This is a genomic window from Lutibacter sp., from assembly GCF_041596795.1.
Lineage (GTDB): Bacteria > Bacteroidota > Bacteroidia > Flavobacteriales > Flavobacteriaceae > Lutibacter.
In genome coordinates this window covers 14,472-32,393 of sequence record NZ_JBFHHX010000018.1, presented here as the reverse complement: position 1 = coordinate 32,393, position 17,922 = coordinate 14,472, and the positions used below count along the sequence as shown (strand labels likewise).

The following is a 17,922-nucleotide window of genomic DNA, read 5'->3' as shown; positions in this document are numbered from 1 at the left end:
GCTCTAGCATCATAATTTTCATAATCAGTACTTTGTTCTAAAGCATTTAAAGTGTTATTGAAAAACGCATTGAAAATTGATTTTTCTACAGCATCAAAATTTGCATAAAACATATAAAAAAGCTGTTCGTCAAAGTTATTAGCTTTGGCAAATAAGTAAACCGAAGCTGGTTGTTTTTGATGTTCTAACACATAATCCATATATAAATTTATAATGCTATCTGCAGTTATTGTTCTTTTTTTTGCCATTCTATGATTTTTTTGTTTAACATTTAACAATGTAAATTAAACAAAAATAATTAATATAAAAATTTATACCTATTATTACTATTTATTAACCAATAAATATATTTGATAATTCAGTAAATACAATATTAAAATAATGTTTAATTTTGTAGATATAATATTAAACAAAAAAATATGATTTATAAAACTGCAGTTACACGGAGAGAACATTTTAATGCAGCACACAGGTTACATAATAAAAATTGGAGTAGTGATAAAAATATTGAAGTTTTTGGAAAATGTAATAACCCAAATTTTCATGGTCATAATTACGAGTTAGAAGTAAAAGTAATAGGTGTTGTTAATAAAGAAACAGGTTATGTTATAGACACCAAAATACTTTCAGATTTAATAAAAACCGAAGTGCTTGATAAATTTGATCATAAAAATTTAAATTTAGATGTTGTAGAATTTGAACAATTAAATCCAACAGCTGAAAATATTGCAATGGTAATTTATTTTTTACTAAAAAAGCATTTAGATGATAATTTAGACTTAAAAATAAAACTATATGAAACTCCTAGAAACTTTGTAGAATTTCCTTATTAGTTATACATTTATAATACTACTTTTTTAACCTTAAAATTTTGACACTATGTATAATTTTAAACTTTTAATACTTTTTTTTATTCTAAATTTTGGAGCGTTAGCTATTGGAAGTTGGTTAATGGATAAAGGTCCAACAACCAATTGGTATTTAAGTTTAAACAAAGCACCTTGGAGTCCGCCAGGATGGCTTTTTGGTGTAGCTTGGACAACTATTATGCTGTGTTTTTCATTTTATATGACCTCATTAATTGGACACAAGCCATTAACCTATATTTGGATCTTATTTTTTATACAGTTTACTTTAAATATTTCTTGGAATTATTTCTTTTTTAATATTCATATGATTGGAGTGGCTTTATTTATACTAATATCATTAACTGTTTTGGTTGGTTATTTTTTAATCAATTTTTATAATTTAATGGGTAAAAAATCGTTGTTAATAGCTCCATATTTTATTTGGTTACTTATTGCTTGTTCCTTAAACATGTATGCTTATTTTAAAAATTGATAATACTTTAATTGCTATAATTAGCATCTAAAACAATAATGATAAATATTTTTGTTTTGGGAATATTTTAAAAATCTCATCGATTAAAAAATACTTTTTATATAGCTATTACCCCCAAACATCTATTACAATTTTAAGTACACACGTATAATCTCATCTTTGAAGTGTTAATTAAAAAACAATTAAAAATGAAATTATATCTGTTGATAGGAATCCTGTTAATTACTCAATTAAATTTCGCTCAAGAAATTCCAAGTAATTCAGCAACAAAAGTTTGGTCATTACAAGACTGTATTGATTATGCTTTAGAAAATAACTTAACAGTTAAAAATGCGGCGCTAACAAAAAGCATTGCAGAAGTAGATTACAACAAAACAAAATCATCTCGATTACCTGATTTATTTGGAAGTGCTTCACAAAGTTTTTCAAGTGGAAATGCTATTGATCCAATTACTAGCGATTATGAAACAGATCAAATTCATAGTACAAATGTTGGTATTAGTAGTTCTGTAACCTTATTTCAAGGAAATCAGATTAACAACCAAATAAAACAAAGTAAACTATTATTTGAGCAAAGTATTTTTCAAGAAGAAGTAGAAAAAAACAATATTGTTTTAACTATTTTAGAAACGTACCTACAAACTTTATATAGTAAAGAAAGTATTACAATTGCTGAAAATAATTTAGAAGCATCAGAAAAAGAAGTATTACGAGCAAAACAACGATTAGATATTGGAACCATTGCAATAAGTGATTATACAGAGGCACAAAGTCAGGCTGCAACAAATAAATACAATGTAATTGCTGCAAAAAATGATTATCAACAATATATAATTGACCTAAAGCAATTGTTAGAATTATCGCCACTTGAAACTTTAGAAATTGAGACTTTAAAAGAAAATATGGATCTTTTAAATGTAGCACTTAACAAAACAGAAGTTTACACTAAAGCATTAAATTTTTTACCAGAAATTGAAGTTAGCAACCTAAATGTTGCAGCAAGTGAAAAAGAATTGGCTATTGCTAAAGGTGGATATTTACCAACATTATCTTTATCAGGAAGCTTAGGCTCTGGTTATACAAGTGCAAGTAACACCAATTTTACTAGCCAGCTTGATTTAAATTTTAATCAAAAATTAGGACTTTCATTAAGTATTCCAATATTTAATAAAAATCAAACAAAAGCAGCTGTTAAAACAGCATCTATAAACATAGAAAAAGCTGAAATACAAAAACAAACTACAGAAAAAGAAATTTATAAAAAGGTAGAAACAGCTTATCAAAATGCACTATCTGCTCAAGAACAAGTAATTGCATCTGAAGCATCTAAAATAGCATCGGAAAAAAGTTACAAATTGGCTCAGAAAAAATATGAATTGGGAGATTTAAGTACTACAGATTTAGTAATTAGTCAAAACACATATACAAATGCGCAACAAAATTATTTACAAGCAAAATACTTAAATATTTTATACTATCAATTATTACAATTTTATCAAGGAAACGATATTAAACTTTAATTAAACAATCACATGAAAAATAAAAAAACCATCATTATAAGTAGCATTGGAGTAGTACTACTTGCTATTATAGCTTTCACTTTTATGAAAGGAGACGATGCTATTATTATAGAAGCAAAAACGGTTGAAGCTAAAATAGCAAATGTAACAACTATGGTTACGGCAACCGGAACAATTGAACCCATAAACCAAGTTGATGTTGGTACGCAAGTATCTGGTGTTGTAGAAAAAATTTATGTAGACTATAATAGTGCAGTAAAAGCAGGACAACTAATTGCAGAATTAGATAAAACAAATTTAAAAGCATCTTTAACGCAAGCACAAGCTGCTTATGATAATGCCGTAAGTCAAAGAAATTACACAAAAATTATTTACGACAGACAAAAAACATTGTTTGATAACCAAGTAATTAGTAAGGCTGATTTTGATGAAGCACTATATAATTATGAAACAGCAAAAGGAACTGTAACACAACGTTTATCCGATTTACAATCTGCCAAAACCAATTTAAGCTATGCAAATATTTATGCGCCAATTGATGGTGTTGTATTATCAAGAGATATAGATGAAGGACAAACCGTAGCCGCTAGTTTTAGTACACCAACATTATTTACTATTGCGCAAGATTTAAAAGAAATGCAAGTAGAAGCAGATGTAGATGAAGCTGATATAGGACAAGTTAAAGAAGGGCAACGTGTAGAATTTACAGTAGATGCTTACATTGGTGAAACCTTTAACGGCGTTATTACACAAGTGCGTTTAGACCCAACAATAACCTCAAATGTAGTTACTTACACTGTTGTAATTAAAGCAGAAAATGAAGATTTAAAATTAAAACCAGGTTTAACAGCTACTATCTCTATATATACTTTAGAACTAAAAAATGTTTTAACTACAGAAGCTAAGGCAATTAATTTTAAACCTGAAGCTGAAACTTTGGAAACATATAATACACATCATAATTTAACACAAAATACAAGCAGCCAATCAACTACTGAAACAACACTGTGGGTATTAGGAAACGATAAAAGCATTACTCCCAAAACAGTAACCTTAGGAGCAAGTGATGGAGTAAATGTTCAGTTGTTAAGCGGTATTTCAGAAGGTGAAAAATTAGTGTATAGTTTAAAAGGTATTTCAAAATCTGAAGCTGGTACCGGAGGAAGTAATGAAAGTCCTTTTATGCCAAAACCACCGGGAGCAAACAAAAAAAAGTAAGCAATTATGAGTAAAGAAATTATAAAAATAGAAAACCTAAAACGTGATTTTACAATGGGAACCGAAACGGTTCATGCGTTAAAAGGTATTTCGTTTTCCATTAAAGAAGGTGAATTTGTTACCATAATGGGATCTAGTGGATCAGGTAAAAGTACATTGTTAAATATTTTAGGATGTTTGGATCAGCCAACAAATGGAACTTATGAAATTGATGGGGTAAAAGTAAAGGATCTAAGTAGAAATGAATTAGCGACTATTAGAAACAAAAAAATCGGATTTATTTTTCAATCGTATAATTTATTGGCAAGAACTTCGGCTTTAGAAAATGTAGAATTACCATTATTATACAACAGTAAAGTATCTACAGAAGAAAGAAGAGAAAGAGCCATAAAAGCATTAGCAATGGTTGGTTTATCAGAAAGAATGGATCATACACCTTCACAACTTTCTGGAGGACAACAACAACGTGTAGCTATAGCAAGATCATTGGTAAATAACCCTGTAATGATATTAGCCGATGAAGCAACAGGGAACTTAGACACGCGTACTTCTTACGAAATTATGTCGTTATTTCAAGATTTAAACAAGCAAGGAATTACCATAACTTTTGTAACACACGAACCTGATATTGCAACATTTAGCAATAGAACTATAGTGTTAAAAGATGGAAACATTATGCAAGATTATAAAAATAATAATATTCAATCTGCAGCAAATGAATTAGCTAAATTACCTAAAGAAGATAACTAATTATGAGACTACTAAATTTATTTAAAATTGCATTTAAAGCAATTATTCTTAATAAAACAAGAACTTTGCTTACCATGTTGGGAATCATTATTGGTGTTGCTTCGGTAATTACCATGTTGGCTATTGGAGAAGGCTCTAAAGAAAGTATTCGTACCACAATATCAAGTATGGGTTCTAATATGATAACCATTCAACCTGGTGCCGATGATAGAGGTCCTGCAAGAGGAAGCGGTGGTGATGTGCAAACCTTAATATTCGAGGATTATGAAGAAATTAAAGAAAAAGCAACCTTATTAAATTACATAACACCTGTTGTAAATGGTGGCGGACAAGTAATTAATGGTTCTAATAACTGGCCTTCAACAATTTTTGGTGTTAATCCAGATTATTTAAATATAAAAGCAGTTGGTTTACAAAGTGGAAGTATGTTTACAGATGCCGAAGTAAAATCTGCAGCAAAAGTTGCGTTAATTGGCCAAACTATAGTAGATAATGTATTTCCTGATGGTAAAGATCCTGTAGGTCAAATGATTCGTTTTAATAATATTCCATTTAAAGTTATTGGAGTTTTAGAAGAAAAAGGTGAAAACACCTTTGGTCAGGATCAAGATGATATAGTTATTGCACCGTACACAACAGTTCAAAAACGTATTTTAGCCATAGATTATTTAAATCAAATTATGGCTTCTGCAGTGAGTGAAGATGACGCCCCAGAAGCTGTAAATCAAGTAACTGAAATAATACGAGAACAACATAAATTGATGGATAATGAAGATGACGATTTTACGGTACGTTCTATGGAAGAATTAATTTCTACATTTAGCTCAACCAGTGAGATGTTAACCATATTATTAGTTGCTGTTGCAGGTATTTCCCTGTTAATTGGAGGTATTGGGATAATGAATATTATGTATGTTTCTGTAAAAGAGCGTACTAAAGAAATTGGCTTACGTATGGCAGTAGGAGGTAAGGGTTCAGATATTTTAATGCAGTTTTTAATTGAAGCTATTTTAATAAGTGTTACCGGAGGAGTTTTAGGAGTACTCTTAGGTCTTAGCGCTACCATTTTTATAGAAAAATTCTTAAACTGGCCAACAAGTGTTGCACTATATTCTATAATAATATCTTTTGTTGTTTGTGCTGTAACAGGTATCTTTTTTGGATGGTATCCAGCAAGAAAAGCAGCTGCATTAGACCCTATAACTGCTTTACGTTACGAATAATAATTATTAAATAAAATATCTGATGTTATAGCAAATAAACATTAAAAAAGCCTCTATTGAGGCTTTTTTAATGTTTTAAATTTCTAAACTGAGTAGCGGTAATTCCAGTATTTCGTTTAAAAAACTGATTAAAATTAGCAACTTCATTAAAATCTAAAGCATAAGCAACATCCGCTATAGATTTATCTAACTGATGTAAAAGTGTTTTTGCATATAATATTTTATAGTCGATAATTATTTTTTGCGCACTTTTTCCCGTAGCTTTTTTTACACATTCTGTTAGGTAAACCGGACTTATATTCATTTGTGCCGCGTATTCATTTACAGATAAAAAAGAGTGGTTATTTGATAAAATAACTTGCTCAAATTTAGACATGATAACCTCAAACCTATTCATAGTAACTATACCTTTATTATCATAAGTAGCTCTTTTTACTTTATAAAGCAAAACAAGTAACAAAGATCTTACAATCTCAAAACTATTAGCTTTATTACTTCTAGATTCTTTATATAATTCTTCGGCAATAGTTATAATATCATTAAACTCATTTTCTAATAATTGATACATGGGAATTGTATGAATTTTAAAAAAATGAAATTCATTTTGTAAGCCATAAGATTGATTAAAATTTGTAAAAATAGATGCATTAAAATATATGACATAACCTATATCATCATCCGATGGCAACTTTTTTTTATACTCTATAACCTGAAAAGGAGAAATAATTGCTAAACTATTATTACTTTCTTGAAGAGTTTGGTTTCCTATTTTAATCTTTTTAGTATTTTTTTGTAAAACTCCAATTTCAAAAAAATTACGTTTGTGTGGCTCAAAAAACACCTTATCTGGTTCACTAAATTTCTGCTCTTTAGCAATCTTTCTAATATAAAAGCTATTGGAATAATTGTTAGCAGGCTCTAAACCATTTAAAAAATAAGTATTAATATCACTAAATACTTCCATATCTATTTTAATTTCTTCAAAATTAAGATTTAATAGCTTAAAAACCTAAATTATAATCTGTTTTACTCAAATTACAATTCTTATTAATGTTTTTAACTGTAATATTTTTGTATTCAATTAAATAAAGTAATAAAAATGAGTCATTTTATAAAAAAAATGCAGCAGATATTTTTTCCCATTAAAACAAACAAAGAAGTTGTTAATAATGAAGAGCGTAAGAAAAACGAAAAGTATTCTTTTAAAGAAGATAGTATTCTTAAGTTACTTTTCATTTTTGTAGGACCTGCTGTTTTAGGAATGTTAATAAATGCACTTTACAATTTTGTAGACCGAATTTTTGTGGGTCAATTTGTAGGTGTTGAAGGATTATCGGCCGTTACAATGGTTTTTCCTGTTTCTCTTTTTCAGTTTGGTTTTATATTGCTTTTTGGAAGTGGTTCAGGAATATTAATAGCTAAATATTTAGGTGAATCTAATATAGAAAAAGCCGAAAATGTTTTGGGTAATGCTGTTGCAGGTCTTTTAATAACTATTTTAATTTTTACAAGTGCGGGCTTATTTTTTTATAAGCCTTTGCTAGAGTTATTTGGTGCTCAAGGAGAATTATTAAACTTATCAGCAGATTATTTACTAGTTATTATTTTAGGTTTTCCCTTAAGTTTTTTTCTTGCCTTAGAGTTTACTTGTAGAGCAGAAGGAAATCCTAAATTACCCGCAAAACTAATAATACTATCATGCATAATAAATGTATGTTTAGATTATGTTTTTATGAAAATATTTAATTTAGGTATACGTGGTGCAGCATTAGCTACTATAATTGCACAAGCATCAAACTCCTTGTTTTTAATAAAATATTACGTTACCGGAAAAAGTACTGTAAAACTAGTTTTGAAAAAAATTAAAATAAATAAACAAATTATGCTTCCCATTTTAATGGTTGGATTAGCACCTTTTTTAATGGATTTAGCAATTAGTTTTCAAAATATATTTGCTAATAATTTATTGTTAAAATCTGGAGGAATAGATGGAGTTGCAGCTATGGGAATACTTTTTGGTGTGAACGCTTTTTTTATGATGATTGCATTGGGAACAGGTGATGGAATGCAACCCATTATAAGCTTTAATTTTGGTGCTAAACGTTACGATAGATCTATTAAAACCTTAGAGTTTGCATTACTAATAGTAGGTGCAATAGCCATTATTGGAACGGTATTAATAGAAATATTTCCAACTCAAATTACAAGCATTTTTATTAATGCTAATGAAAATAAAAATGTAAATAACATAGCAAAAATAGCATTACAAATTTTTGCATTAACTATACCATTTTATTCTATACAAATTGTTGTTACCCGATATTTTCAAGCTTTGCAAAAAAATAAGGTAGCTACATTTTTAGCTTTACTACGCCCTATAATTTTATTTATCCCAATAGTATTTCTACTTAATAAATATTTTGGTTTAATAGGTATATGGATGGCATTTCCCTTAAGTGATGGTGCTGCTGCAGTATTATCGCTCTTTTTTGTGAAAAAATATAACATAAATAAATTAACAGTTTAAAAATTTATACAGATGAAAAATATATTTAATAAATTATTTTACTAAAAAAACTCATCTATAAAATCCATTCAAATTTAGAGGAAATCCGCCAACACTTATAAGGCTTAGGTAAACTAATAATTAAACATAAAAATTTACAAATACATTTTTTTAACCATTCAAAATTAGAATTAAATAACAAAAAAAGATAGATGAAAACTACAACAATTAATTTACAGAACTTGAGTTTCGGACTATTCATAGGTTTGCTTTCCTTGTCTTGCAATAGCGATAAAAATGCAGAAAAAAGAAATTCAGTTTCAGAGTATAATGTACTTACTGTATCACCAAAAACTATAGAGCTTTATAGAGAGTTTCCTGTAACAATTGAAGGAACCGAAAATATAGAGATTTATCCTAAGATTGAAGGTTTTATAGATAAAGTATTTATTGATGAAGGAGATTATGTGCAAAAAGGACAAATTCTTTTTTCATTAAATGCTCCAGAATATGAACAAGAACTTTTAAGTACAAAGGCAGCAATTAGCAGTGCAAAAGCCAATGTAAGCTCTGCACAGGTAGATATTGAAAAAGCAAAGCCTTTGGTGGAAAGAGAAATTATTAGCAAGTTTGAGTTAACTTCAGCCGAAAACTCACTTACAGCGGCAAAAGCGACTTTAGAACAAGCACAAGCCAATTATTCTAATGCACAAAGTAACTTTAACTATACCAAAATTACAGCTCCGGTTTCGGGTTACATAGGTTCGTTACCTTATAAATTAGGAAGTTTGGTAAGTAGCAGTATTACAGAGCCCTTAACAACGGTATCTAATATTAAACAGGTATATGCTTATTTTTCAATAAATGAAAAAACTTACTTAGAGTTTGCAAAAGAAGGTTTGCTTAGCAATATGAATGAAGTTTCTCTTTTACTTCCAGATTATACTTTGTTCAATCAGAAAGGAAAAATTCAAACCGTTAGCGGTCAAGTAGATGAAGAAACAGGTTCATTTCATGTACGAGCTATTTTTAATAACCCTGATAATTTACTTAGAACAGGTAATAGTGCTACTATACAACTTCCTAGAACTATTAAGGGTGCTTTTTTAATCCCTCAATCCGCTACTTATGAGATTCAAGGTGGAGTATACGTATATCTGGTAAACAATCAATCACAGGTAAAATCAACTAAAATTACGGTAACAGCTACAAATTCTGGCCTAGCTTATATTGTTACAAATGGACTTAAGGAAGGTGATCAAGTGGTTCTTGAAGGAATTTCGGGCTTATCTAGTGGTAAAGAAATAAAAACAGTTCAAGTAAAGGAAAGTGATATAAGCGCTTTACAGCAAATTATAGAAAAAGTAACATCTACAAACCAATAAAATAGTAGAAATTATGTTTAACAAATTTATAAAACGACCGGTTCTTTCAGCGGTAATTTCTATCATCATATTAATCTTAGGAATTATTGGAATAACCACTTTGCCAATATCACAATATCCAGATATTGCACCGCCAACAGTACAAGTTTCAGCATCATATGACGGTGCCAATGCAGAAGCGGTATTAAATAGTGTAATTGTTCCTTTAGAAGAGGCAATTAATGGTGTAGAAGGTATGACCTATATGACATCAACAGCAACTAGCGGTTCGGCTAGTATAACCGTATATTTTGAATTGGGTACCGATCCAGATATTGCCGCGGTTAATGTTCAAAACAGTGTGTCTACTGCTTCTAACTTATTGCCGTCTGAAGTTATACAGTCTGGAGTTACTACAAAAAAACAGCAAAGTAGTAATGTATTTATTTTTGGATTGTATAGTGAAAATGATAACTATGATGAGGAATTTATTCAGAATTATGCCGAAATTAATTTAATACCTGTATTAAAAAGGATAGACGGTGTTGGTAGTGCTTCAGCATTCAGTTCTAGAGATTATAGTATGCGTATATGGCTTAAGGCTAATATTATGGCAAACTATGGTTTAGTTCCTTCGGATATTAGTACGGCACTTGCGGACCAAAATTTGGAGGCAGCACCAGGTGAATTAGGTTTACAAGGAAATCAAGCATATCAATATACCTTAAAATATAAAGGTAAATTACAAAATGCTACCGATTTTGAAGATATAATTATCAAGACTACGGATGATGGACGTATTCTACGCTTAAAAGATGTAGCTAGAGTAGAATTAGGATCACAATCTTACAGTTCAATAACCACTATTAACGGTAAACCAGGAACAGGTGTTGCTATTGCGCAATCTGCCGGATCTAATGCACAAGAAGTGGTAGCGCAATCTATTGAGGCGCTAAAAGCAGCTTCTAAAAATTTTCCTGAAGGTATAAAATACACAGAAATGGTAAATGCCAACGACTTTTTAGATGCATCTATTGAAAAAGTAATTCATACGTTAATAGAGGCTTTCTTATTGGTTTTTCTTGTGGTATTTATCTTTTTACAAGATTGGCGTTCTACTTTAATTCCTGCCATATCTGTACCTGTAGCTATTATTGGAACTTTCTTTCTTTTAAGTGTATTTGGTTTTACCATTAACCTTTTAACGTTATTTGCGTTAATGCTAGCCATTGGTATTGTGGTAGATGATGCTATTGTAGTGGTAGAGGCAGTTCACGCCAAATTGGATTCAGGTTATAAATCTGCTAGAAAGGCTAGTTTAGATGCGATGAGCGAGATTTCAGGGGCTATTATTTCCATTACCTTAGTAATGTCTGCCGTGTTTATTCCGGTAACTTTTATTAGTGGATCATCAGGGGTTTTCTACCAACAATTTGGTATAACACTTGCCGTCGCAATTATTTTATCGGCTGTAAATGCATTAACGTTGAGTCCTGCTTTATGTGCCTTGCTGTTAAAACCACATGGAGAACATAAATCAAAAAGTTTTGCGCAACGTTTCTATGTGGCATTTAACGTAGGTTTTGAGAAAACAACTTCAAAATATAAAAATGCATTAAAATTTCTTATTCGTAAAAAGTCAATTGCCATTGGAGTCATAGTTGTTTTTATTGGACTATTCGTTTACCTAATGAATACCACACCAACTGGATTTGTACCTGATGAAGACCAAGGTACTGTTTTTGCCGATGTTAGTTTACCTGCAGCAGCTTCTTTAGAAAGAACAGACGAAGTTTTAGATGAATTACAGAAAATTATTGAAGATATACCAGAAGTAAACGCATTTTTACGATCTACTGGTCGTGGTTTTATAAGTGGTACAGGATCTAATTATGGTATGTTTATATTAAAACTAAAACCTTGGGATGAACGTACAAAAGATGGCCAAAGTGTACAAGATATTATCAACCAGTTATTCGCAAAAACGGCGACAATGAAAGATGCTAGAATGATCTTTTTTGCTCCGCCAACCATAACAGGGTTTGGTTTAAGTAACGGATTTGAGGTTCAGTTACAAGACCAAAGCGGTGGTACTGTTGATGCACTTTATAATGTAAGTCAAGATTTTATTGAAGCATTAAGTAAACGACCAGAAATACAGTATGCCAGCACAACATTTGATCCTACTTTTCCACAATATGAAGTAGTGGTAGATGTAGCTAAAACCAAACTGGCAGGTTTAGATGTAGAAGGTGTTTTAAGTGTAATGCAAGGTTATTTAAGTGGTGTATATGCTTCTAACTTTAATAAATTTGGAAAACAATACCGTGTTATCTACCAAGGAGAACCAAATTTTAGGGCGAATCTTGAAAGTTTAAATGCCATTAAAGTTAAAAATAGTAATGGTGTTATGGCTCCTATAACCCAGTTTGTAACCCTAAAAAGGGTTTATGGACCACAAAGTTTAACCCGTTTTAATCTATTTACAGCGGCAAAAATAAGTGGAGCACCAAATGAAGGGTATAGTTCTGGTGATGCCATTAACGCTATTGAAGAAGTAGCAGCAGAAACATTACCAACAGGTTACGGATACGAATATTCTGGAATAACGAGAGAGGAGATTTCTGCAGGAAGCCAAACCGTTTATATTTTTATGTTGTGCTTCATATTTGTTTATTTCTTGTTGAGTGCGCAGTACGAAAGTTTTATACTTCCTATTTCTGTTTTATTATCTGTACCAGCAGGACTTTCTGGAGTTCTGATATTTGCGAATTTATTTGGTATTAGCAACAATATTTATATACAAATTACATTGGTAATGCTTATTGGATTGTTGGCTAAAAATGCCATTTTAATTGTTGAGTTTGCCATACAAAGAAGGCGAGAAGGCGAAACCATAGTACAATCGGGAATACAAGGTGCAATTGCAAGGTTTAGACCTATTTTAATGACGTCGTTCGCTTTTATTTTTGGTTTATTTCCTTTAATGATTGCTACAGGTGCAGGAGCAACAGGTAACAGAGCCATTGGTACTGGAGCTATTGGAGGTATGTTAATAGGAACTATTTTAGGTGTATTAGTAATTCCAGTACTGTTTGTTATTTTTCAAACACTTCAAGAAAAAAAAGTAGGTATTCCAGATCAAGATTGGGGAGAAGATGATGAAAACTAATATTAATTACCTAAAAAAGAGAATTATGACATTTAAATCTTTAAAATATATTATTCAAATTGCCGTATTGGTTTTTGTATTGAACTCTTGCGGTGTTGTGAATAAAAAATATGTAACACCTGATATAGAACATGCAGAAAGTTATAGAGATACAATAATCCAAGATACAACAACTATTGCTAATTTACCATGGAAAGCATTAATTTCCGATAGTATTTTACAAAACCTTATTGAAGAAGGGTTACAAAATAATCTCGATTTAAAAGTTGCAATAGAAAATATTAATCAGGCTAAAGCTAGTTTAACTGAAGCAAGATTACAATTTTTACCAAGTTTAGAAGGTTCGGCCCAAATAACCAGATCAAGAAGTTCCGAAACAACTTCAAATTTAGGAAGTGAAAGTAGTATTAATGTAAATACCACGTCGTACCTAGGGCAATTGAGTAGTAGTTGGGAACTAGATGTTTGGGGAAAGCTACAAAGCAATAAACGATCTGTTTTGGCTTCATTCTTAAAAACCGAAGCTGCCACAAGAGCCGTACAAACTCAATTAATTTCAGATATTGCTGAGAGTTATTATAATTTACTGGCTTTAGATGCACAATTAGCTATTACTAAAGTAACACTTGAAAATAGAAAAAAAGATCAAGAAACCATGAAATTGCTTAAAAATTCTGCAATTGTTGATGGTGCTGCCGTGGTTCAAAGTACAGCAAGTAGATATGAAATTGAAACCACTATACCAGATATTGAGCTTTCTATTTTAGAAGCAGAAAATGCACTTTCTATTTTGTTAGGAAGAACAACTGGCACTATAGAAAGAGGTTCTATAGAAGAACAAGTCTCTTATACAGATTTAAATATTGGTATTCCTGCAGCACTTTTAAAGAACAGACCCGATATTCAAGAGGCAGAATTGGCCTTTAGAAGCGCTTTTGAAAATGTAAATATGGCAAAATCTTATTTTTATCCGTCATTAACAATTACTGCAAATACAGGAATATCATCTTTAAGTTTAAAGGATTTTTTCGATAATTCGGTGTTTTATAATTTAATAGGTGGCTTAACACAACCTATTTTTAAAAATGGTGAAAATAAAGCCCGATTAAAAATAAATCAATCGCTACAACAACAAGCGTTTTACAATTATAAGTTAGCGTGGTTGTCTGCAGGAGGAGAAATTTCAAATGCTTTATTTTCATATCAAAAAGCTAAAGAAAAACAAGTCTCTAGAACTCATCAAATTTCAGCTTTAGAGAAATCGGTTGAGTTTACACAGGCACTATTAGAGTACACATCAACAACAAACTATACCGATGTGTTAACTTCACAAAACAATTTATTATCAGCACAATTAAATAGTGTTAGTGATAAGCAACAAGAATTACAAGCGGTAATTAAATTATATCGAGCACTGGGTGGTGGTTGGAAAAATTAGTTACTAAAGAAAATGCCTTAAATTAAGTTTTAAGGCATTTTTTTTATTTAAGTTTAATTCTACAATAGATAAAATTGCATTACTCGTATAGTTAATACCTTTTATTATCTATTATATAGAGTATAAAAAAACAAATAGTTTTATTTTTGAGAAGTCCTTTATAAATCTGTTTATTAAAAAAATTAATAAAACAATAACACAACAGGACTTTTACATTTACTGCATGATTTGAGCTTTTAACCTTATTGCGTTACATGTAAAATAATAAATATAAATTAATAATAATTTTATTGTGAAAATATTAAAAAATAATACTGTCTTAAAATTCGCTTTTTTAGTTCTAATTGGCTTTACAATACAATCATGCAGTAGCAAAAAAAAACAGGAATCTAAAGAAATTAAAAAAAGCATTTATAATTACACTCAAATAGCAACAGGACAGGTATCTACATATAACGAAGATGGAAAGGAAATTACTGAATTACAACCAGGAGATTCTCTTTTTGGACAAGATGCGAATTATTTAAGAGGTAAAACAATGTCTTTTAAAAAAAATGAAAATGGCACAATAACAGATTTAAATTCTGGTTTAATGTGGCAAGAAATTCCTTCAACAGAGGGTTTTGACTGGAACAATGCAAAAGAATATTGTGAAAACCTTGAACTTGGAGGGTTTAATGATTGGAGAATGCCAACATTAAAAGAACTCTTTTCTATTAGCGATTTCAGTGAAGGTTGGCCTTACATAAACACTACTTATTTTTCATTAGTCAACAATGAAAGAGTTGATAAAAGTGAACAATATTGGGCTAGTAACCAATATATTGGCCATACAGAAGAAGGGAAATATACTGCTGCCTTTGGGGTAAATCACGCAACGGGTCATATTAAGGCATATCCTGGAGAAGCTCCAAAAGATATGAAAGATAGAAAAGGCCCACCACCTGAAGATCAAAAGCCTCAAGGAAAAGAAGGTGAAAATAGTGACGAGAATAGGCCACCACCTCTAGAAAATGGTGAACGTCCAACAGGAAATCCTATGCTTAAACATGTGCGTGCAGTTCGTGGAAATGTATATGGTGTAAATGATTTTATAGACAATGAAGATGGAACAATTACAGATAAAGCCACAGGATTAATGTGGTCTAAATCCGATAACAAAAAAGGAGTAGATTGGAAAAATGCTTTGGTGTATGCAGAAGAATCAGAATTAGCAGGATATTCAGATTGGCGCTTGCCAAATGTGAAAGAATTACAAGGTATTGTAGATTATTCTTATGCTCCTGGAGCTAAAGACAATTCTCTAAATAGAGCCGCAATAAATCCATTATTCAGTTCTTCTGAAATTAAAAATGAAAATGGTGATAAAGACTTTCCTTATTATTGGACAAGTACTTCGGCAAGGTTTCAAAAAGAAAAACCATATTTTTATGCTTGGTATGTGGCTTTTGGAAGAGCTGTTAATGCAAAAGGCATAGATTCTCATGGTGCAGGAGCAGTGCGGTTCGATACAAAACACGAAAATGGTCCAGCTAGTGAAGGCGGCGAAAGATATTATAATTATGTGCGTTTGGTAAGAAACGTTGATTAAAATAACAAAAAAGATAAATTTAATTATTAAATAAAGCTTTTAACAATTAAAACTTATGAATAAAATAGCTATAATTACAGGAGCAAGTAGAGGAATAGGTTTAGCATTAACAAATAAAATGCTCGCTAATAATTATATTGTAATTGGAACAAGTAGAAATGGGAAAATTCCCTATCTAGAACACAATAATTTGTTTCCAATGGTTTTAGACTTAAAAGATAGAAATAGTATACAAGAATTTACAAATTTAGTAACAAAACAGTTTAAGAAGGTTGATATTTTAATTAACAATGCAGGAATAGGACCAGACCTTGGCTCTTTTTCTCCAGAACCAAATACTTTTGAAGAAACGTTTAAAGTAAATGTAAACGGAACAGTATTTTTAACAGAAAGTTTAATTCCAATAATTAAAAATAATGGAAAAATAGTGAATGTATCTTCCAAAATGGGTTCAATAGAAGGCACAGAAAATTTTGATTCAGTGGCCTATAAAATGTCTAAAAGTGCTTTAAATATGTACACAAAAATTCTTTCTAATAGATTAAAAAGTGAAGTAAATATTGCTGCAATAGATCCTGGTTGGGTAAAAACAGAGATTAGACTTAGCAACCTTGAAAATGCGCCTTTAACACCTAAAGAATCTGCTCAAAATATTTATAACTTTATTATAAGTAATTTTAAAAGTGGTACCTACTGGGATACAGTTAACAATAAATTACATAATTGGTAGTAAAAAATACCTCCATAAAAAAACTCATTATGCCTTTTAAAAATAATAACATAACCATTTTTTCACATCTCTTAATTTGGTTGGTACTTTTTAGTATTCCGTATATGTTGTCGTATGGACAATCTCAAGAGATTAATAGAATATTAATCCATTTTTGGATTCCACTTGGCTTTTATGCTATCATTTTTTATGTCAATTATTTTATATTAATTGATAACTATATGTTTTCAAAAAAAACAATTTTATTTATAGGGCTAAATCTTTTTCTAATAGCACTATTCATTTTTCTTAAAGAGCATATTGAAACTAATTATTTTCAAGAAATAAGTAGAAATTCTCCTAACGAAATTAATAAGGTTGGTCCTCCTATTAAAATGATCATTTACGTACAAATATTATCGTATATGGCACCTATATTGTTTTCTATTGCATTAAAAACTACACAACGTTGGAGAAAAATTGAAGTAGAACGTAAAGAAGCTGATAATTTTAAGTTAGAATCGGAAATACAACATTTAAGATATCAATTACAACCACATTTTTTCTTTAACTCATTAAATAATATTTACTCATTAATAGATATTTCACCAGAACAAGCTAAAAGTTCTGTTCATAGTTTAAGTAAATTAATGCGTTATATGTTGTATGAAACCAATGTTGAGCAAATTTTTTTATCAAAAGAAATTGATTTTATGAAAAAATATATCGATTTAATGAAATTGCGTTTAACCGAGAATACAAAAATTAATTACAGTTTTCCTGATCGTGAAACAGGTATTAAAATAGCCCCTTTATTATTTATTTCGTTAATAGAAAATGCCTTTAAACACGGAGTTTCTGCAAATAATGAAAGTACTATTAATATACTAATGACGGTTGCTGAAAAAAAGTTGTTTTTTAAAATAGAAAACAATAATTTCCCAAAACAAACAGATGATAAAAGTGGATCTGGTATTGGTCTTCAAAATTTAGAAAAACGATTGTTATTGTTGTATCCTAATAAGCATTTGCTTAAAACGGAAATTAAAGACGGAAAGTACAGTACAAGGTTACAAATAGAATTTTAAAA

At 30.1% G+C, this 17,922-nt stretch carries 14 protein-coding genes and 1 pseudogene; 13 read left to right on the top strand and 2 right to left on the bottom strand.

Going from position 1 to position 17,922, the window contains the following annotated elements; translation table 11 throughout:
• Nucleotides 1–248, bottom strand: a pseudogene (locus ABY298_RS03950) (TetR/AcrR family transcriptional regulator); the annotation flags it as partial.
• Between the two features lie 171 nt (nt 249–419).
• Between ABY298_RS03950 and ABY298_RS03945 the strand changes: the two are divergent.
• From ABY298_RS03945 to ABY298_RS03920, 6 genes are all read left to right on the top strand, one after another.
• Nucleotides 420–833 carry a 6-pyruvoyl tetrahydropterin synthase family protein gene (locus ABY298_RS03945; RefSeq protein ID WP_372744702.1) on the top strand — a complete coding sequence of 138 codons (414 nt, stop codon included), beginning with the start codon at nt 420–422 and terminating at the stop codon, nt 831–833.
• 46 nt (nt 834–879) lie between these two features.
• Nucleotides 880–1,341 carry a TspO/MBR family protein gene (locus ABY298_RS03940; RefSeq protein WP_372744701.1) on the top strand — a complete coding sequence of 154 codons (462 nt, stop codon included), beginning with the start codon at nt 880–882 and terminating at the stop codon, nt 1,339–1,341.
• A 188-nt stretch (nt 1,342–1,529) separates the two neighbouring features.
• Nucleotides 1,530–2,861, top strand: a complete 1,332-nt coding sequence (locus ABY298_RS03935; protein WP_372744700.1) for a TolC family protein — start codon at nt 1,530–1,532, stop codon at nt 2,859–2,861.
• Between the two features lie 12 nt (nt 2,862–2,873).
• Nucleotides 2,874–4,079, top strand: coding sequence for an efflux RND transporter periplasmic adaptor subunit (locus tag ABY298_RS03930; RefSeq protein WP_372744699.1), 1,206 nt, complete (start codon nt 2,874–2,876; stop codon nt 4,077–4,079).
• Nucleotides 4,080–4,085: 6 nt separating this feature from the next.
• On the top strand, nt 4,086–4,829 hold the full coding sequence (locus ABY298_RS03925) for an ABC transporter ATP-binding protein (protein ID WP_372744698.1): 744 nt from the start codon (nt 4,086–4,088) through the stop codon (nt 4,827–4,829).
• A gap of 2 nt (nt 4,830–4,831) precedes the next feature.
• Nucleotides 4,832–6,052: an ABC transporter permease gene (locus tag ABY298_RS03920; protein WP_372744697.1), complete on the top strand. Its 1,221-nt coding sequence runs from the start codon at nt 4,832–4,834 to the stop codon at nt 6,050–6,052.
• A gap of 67 nt (nt 6,053–6,119) precedes the next feature.
• On the opposite strand, the gene ABY298_RS03915 is transcribed toward ABY298_RS03920, so the two are convergent.
• Complete coding sequence (locus ABY298_RS03915) at nt 6,120–7,016, bottom strand: AraC family transcriptional regulator (RefSeq protein ID WP_372744696.1); 897 nt, start codon at nt 7,014–7,016, stop codon at nt 6,120–6,122.
• A 135-nt stretch (nt 7,017–7,151) separates the two neighbouring features.
• Between ABY298_RS03915 and ABY298_RS03910 the strand changes: the two genes are divergently transcribed.
• From ABY298_RS03910 to ABY298_RS03880, 7 genes are all read left to right on the top strand, one after another.
• Complete coding sequence (locus ABY298_RS03910) at nt 7,152–8,579, top strand: MATE family efflux transporter (RefSeq protein WP_372744695.1); 1,428 nt, start codon at nt 7,152–7,154, stop codon at nt 8,577–8,579.
• A gap of 191 nt (nt 8,580–8,770) precedes the next feature.
• Nucleotides 8,771–9,943 (top strand): efflux RND transporter periplasmic adaptor subunit, encoded by a 1,173-nt coding sequence (locus ABY298_RS03905; RefSeq protein ID WP_372744694.1) that lies wholly within the window; start codon nt 8,771–8,773, stop codon nt 9,941–9,943.
• Between the two features lie 13 nt (nt 9,944–9,956).
• The gene (locus tag ABY298_RS03900) at nt 9,957–13,094 is read left to right on the top strand and encodes an efflux RND transporter permease subunit (protein WP_372744693.1); all 3,138 of its coding nucleotides are present in this window, start codon (nt 9,957–9,959) and stop codon (nt 13,092–13,094) included.
• Nucleotides 13,095–13,119: 25 nt separating this feature from the next.
• Nucleotides 13,120–14,532, top strand: a complete 1,413-nt coding sequence (locus ABY298_RS03895) for an efflux transporter outer membrane subunit (protein WP_372744692.1) — start codon at nt 13,120–13,122, stop codon at nt 14,530–14,532.
• A gap of 292 nt (nt 14,533–14,824) precedes the next feature.
• Nucleotides 14,825–16,123, top strand: coding sequence for a DUF1566 domain-containing protein (locus ABY298_RS03890; RefSeq protein WP_372744691.1), 1,299 nt, complete (start codon nt 14,825–14,827; stop codon nt 16,121–16,123).
• 55 nt (nt 16,124–16,178) lie between these two features.
• Nucleotides 16,179–16,853 carry an SDR family NAD(P)-dependent oxidoreductase gene (locus ABY298_RS03885; RefSeq protein ID WP_372744690.1) on the top strand — a complete coding sequence of 225 codons (675 nt, stop codon included), beginning with the start codon at nt 16,179–16,181 and terminating at the stop codon, nt 16,851–16,853.
• 29 nt (nt 16,854–16,882) lie between these two features.
• Nucleotides 16,883–17,920, top strand: coding sequence for a sensor histidine kinase (locus ABY298_RS03880; protein ID WP_372744689.1), 1,038 nt, complete (start codon nt 16,883–16,885; stop codon nt 17,918–17,920).
• Nucleotides 17,921–17,922 lie beyond the last annotated feature (2 nt).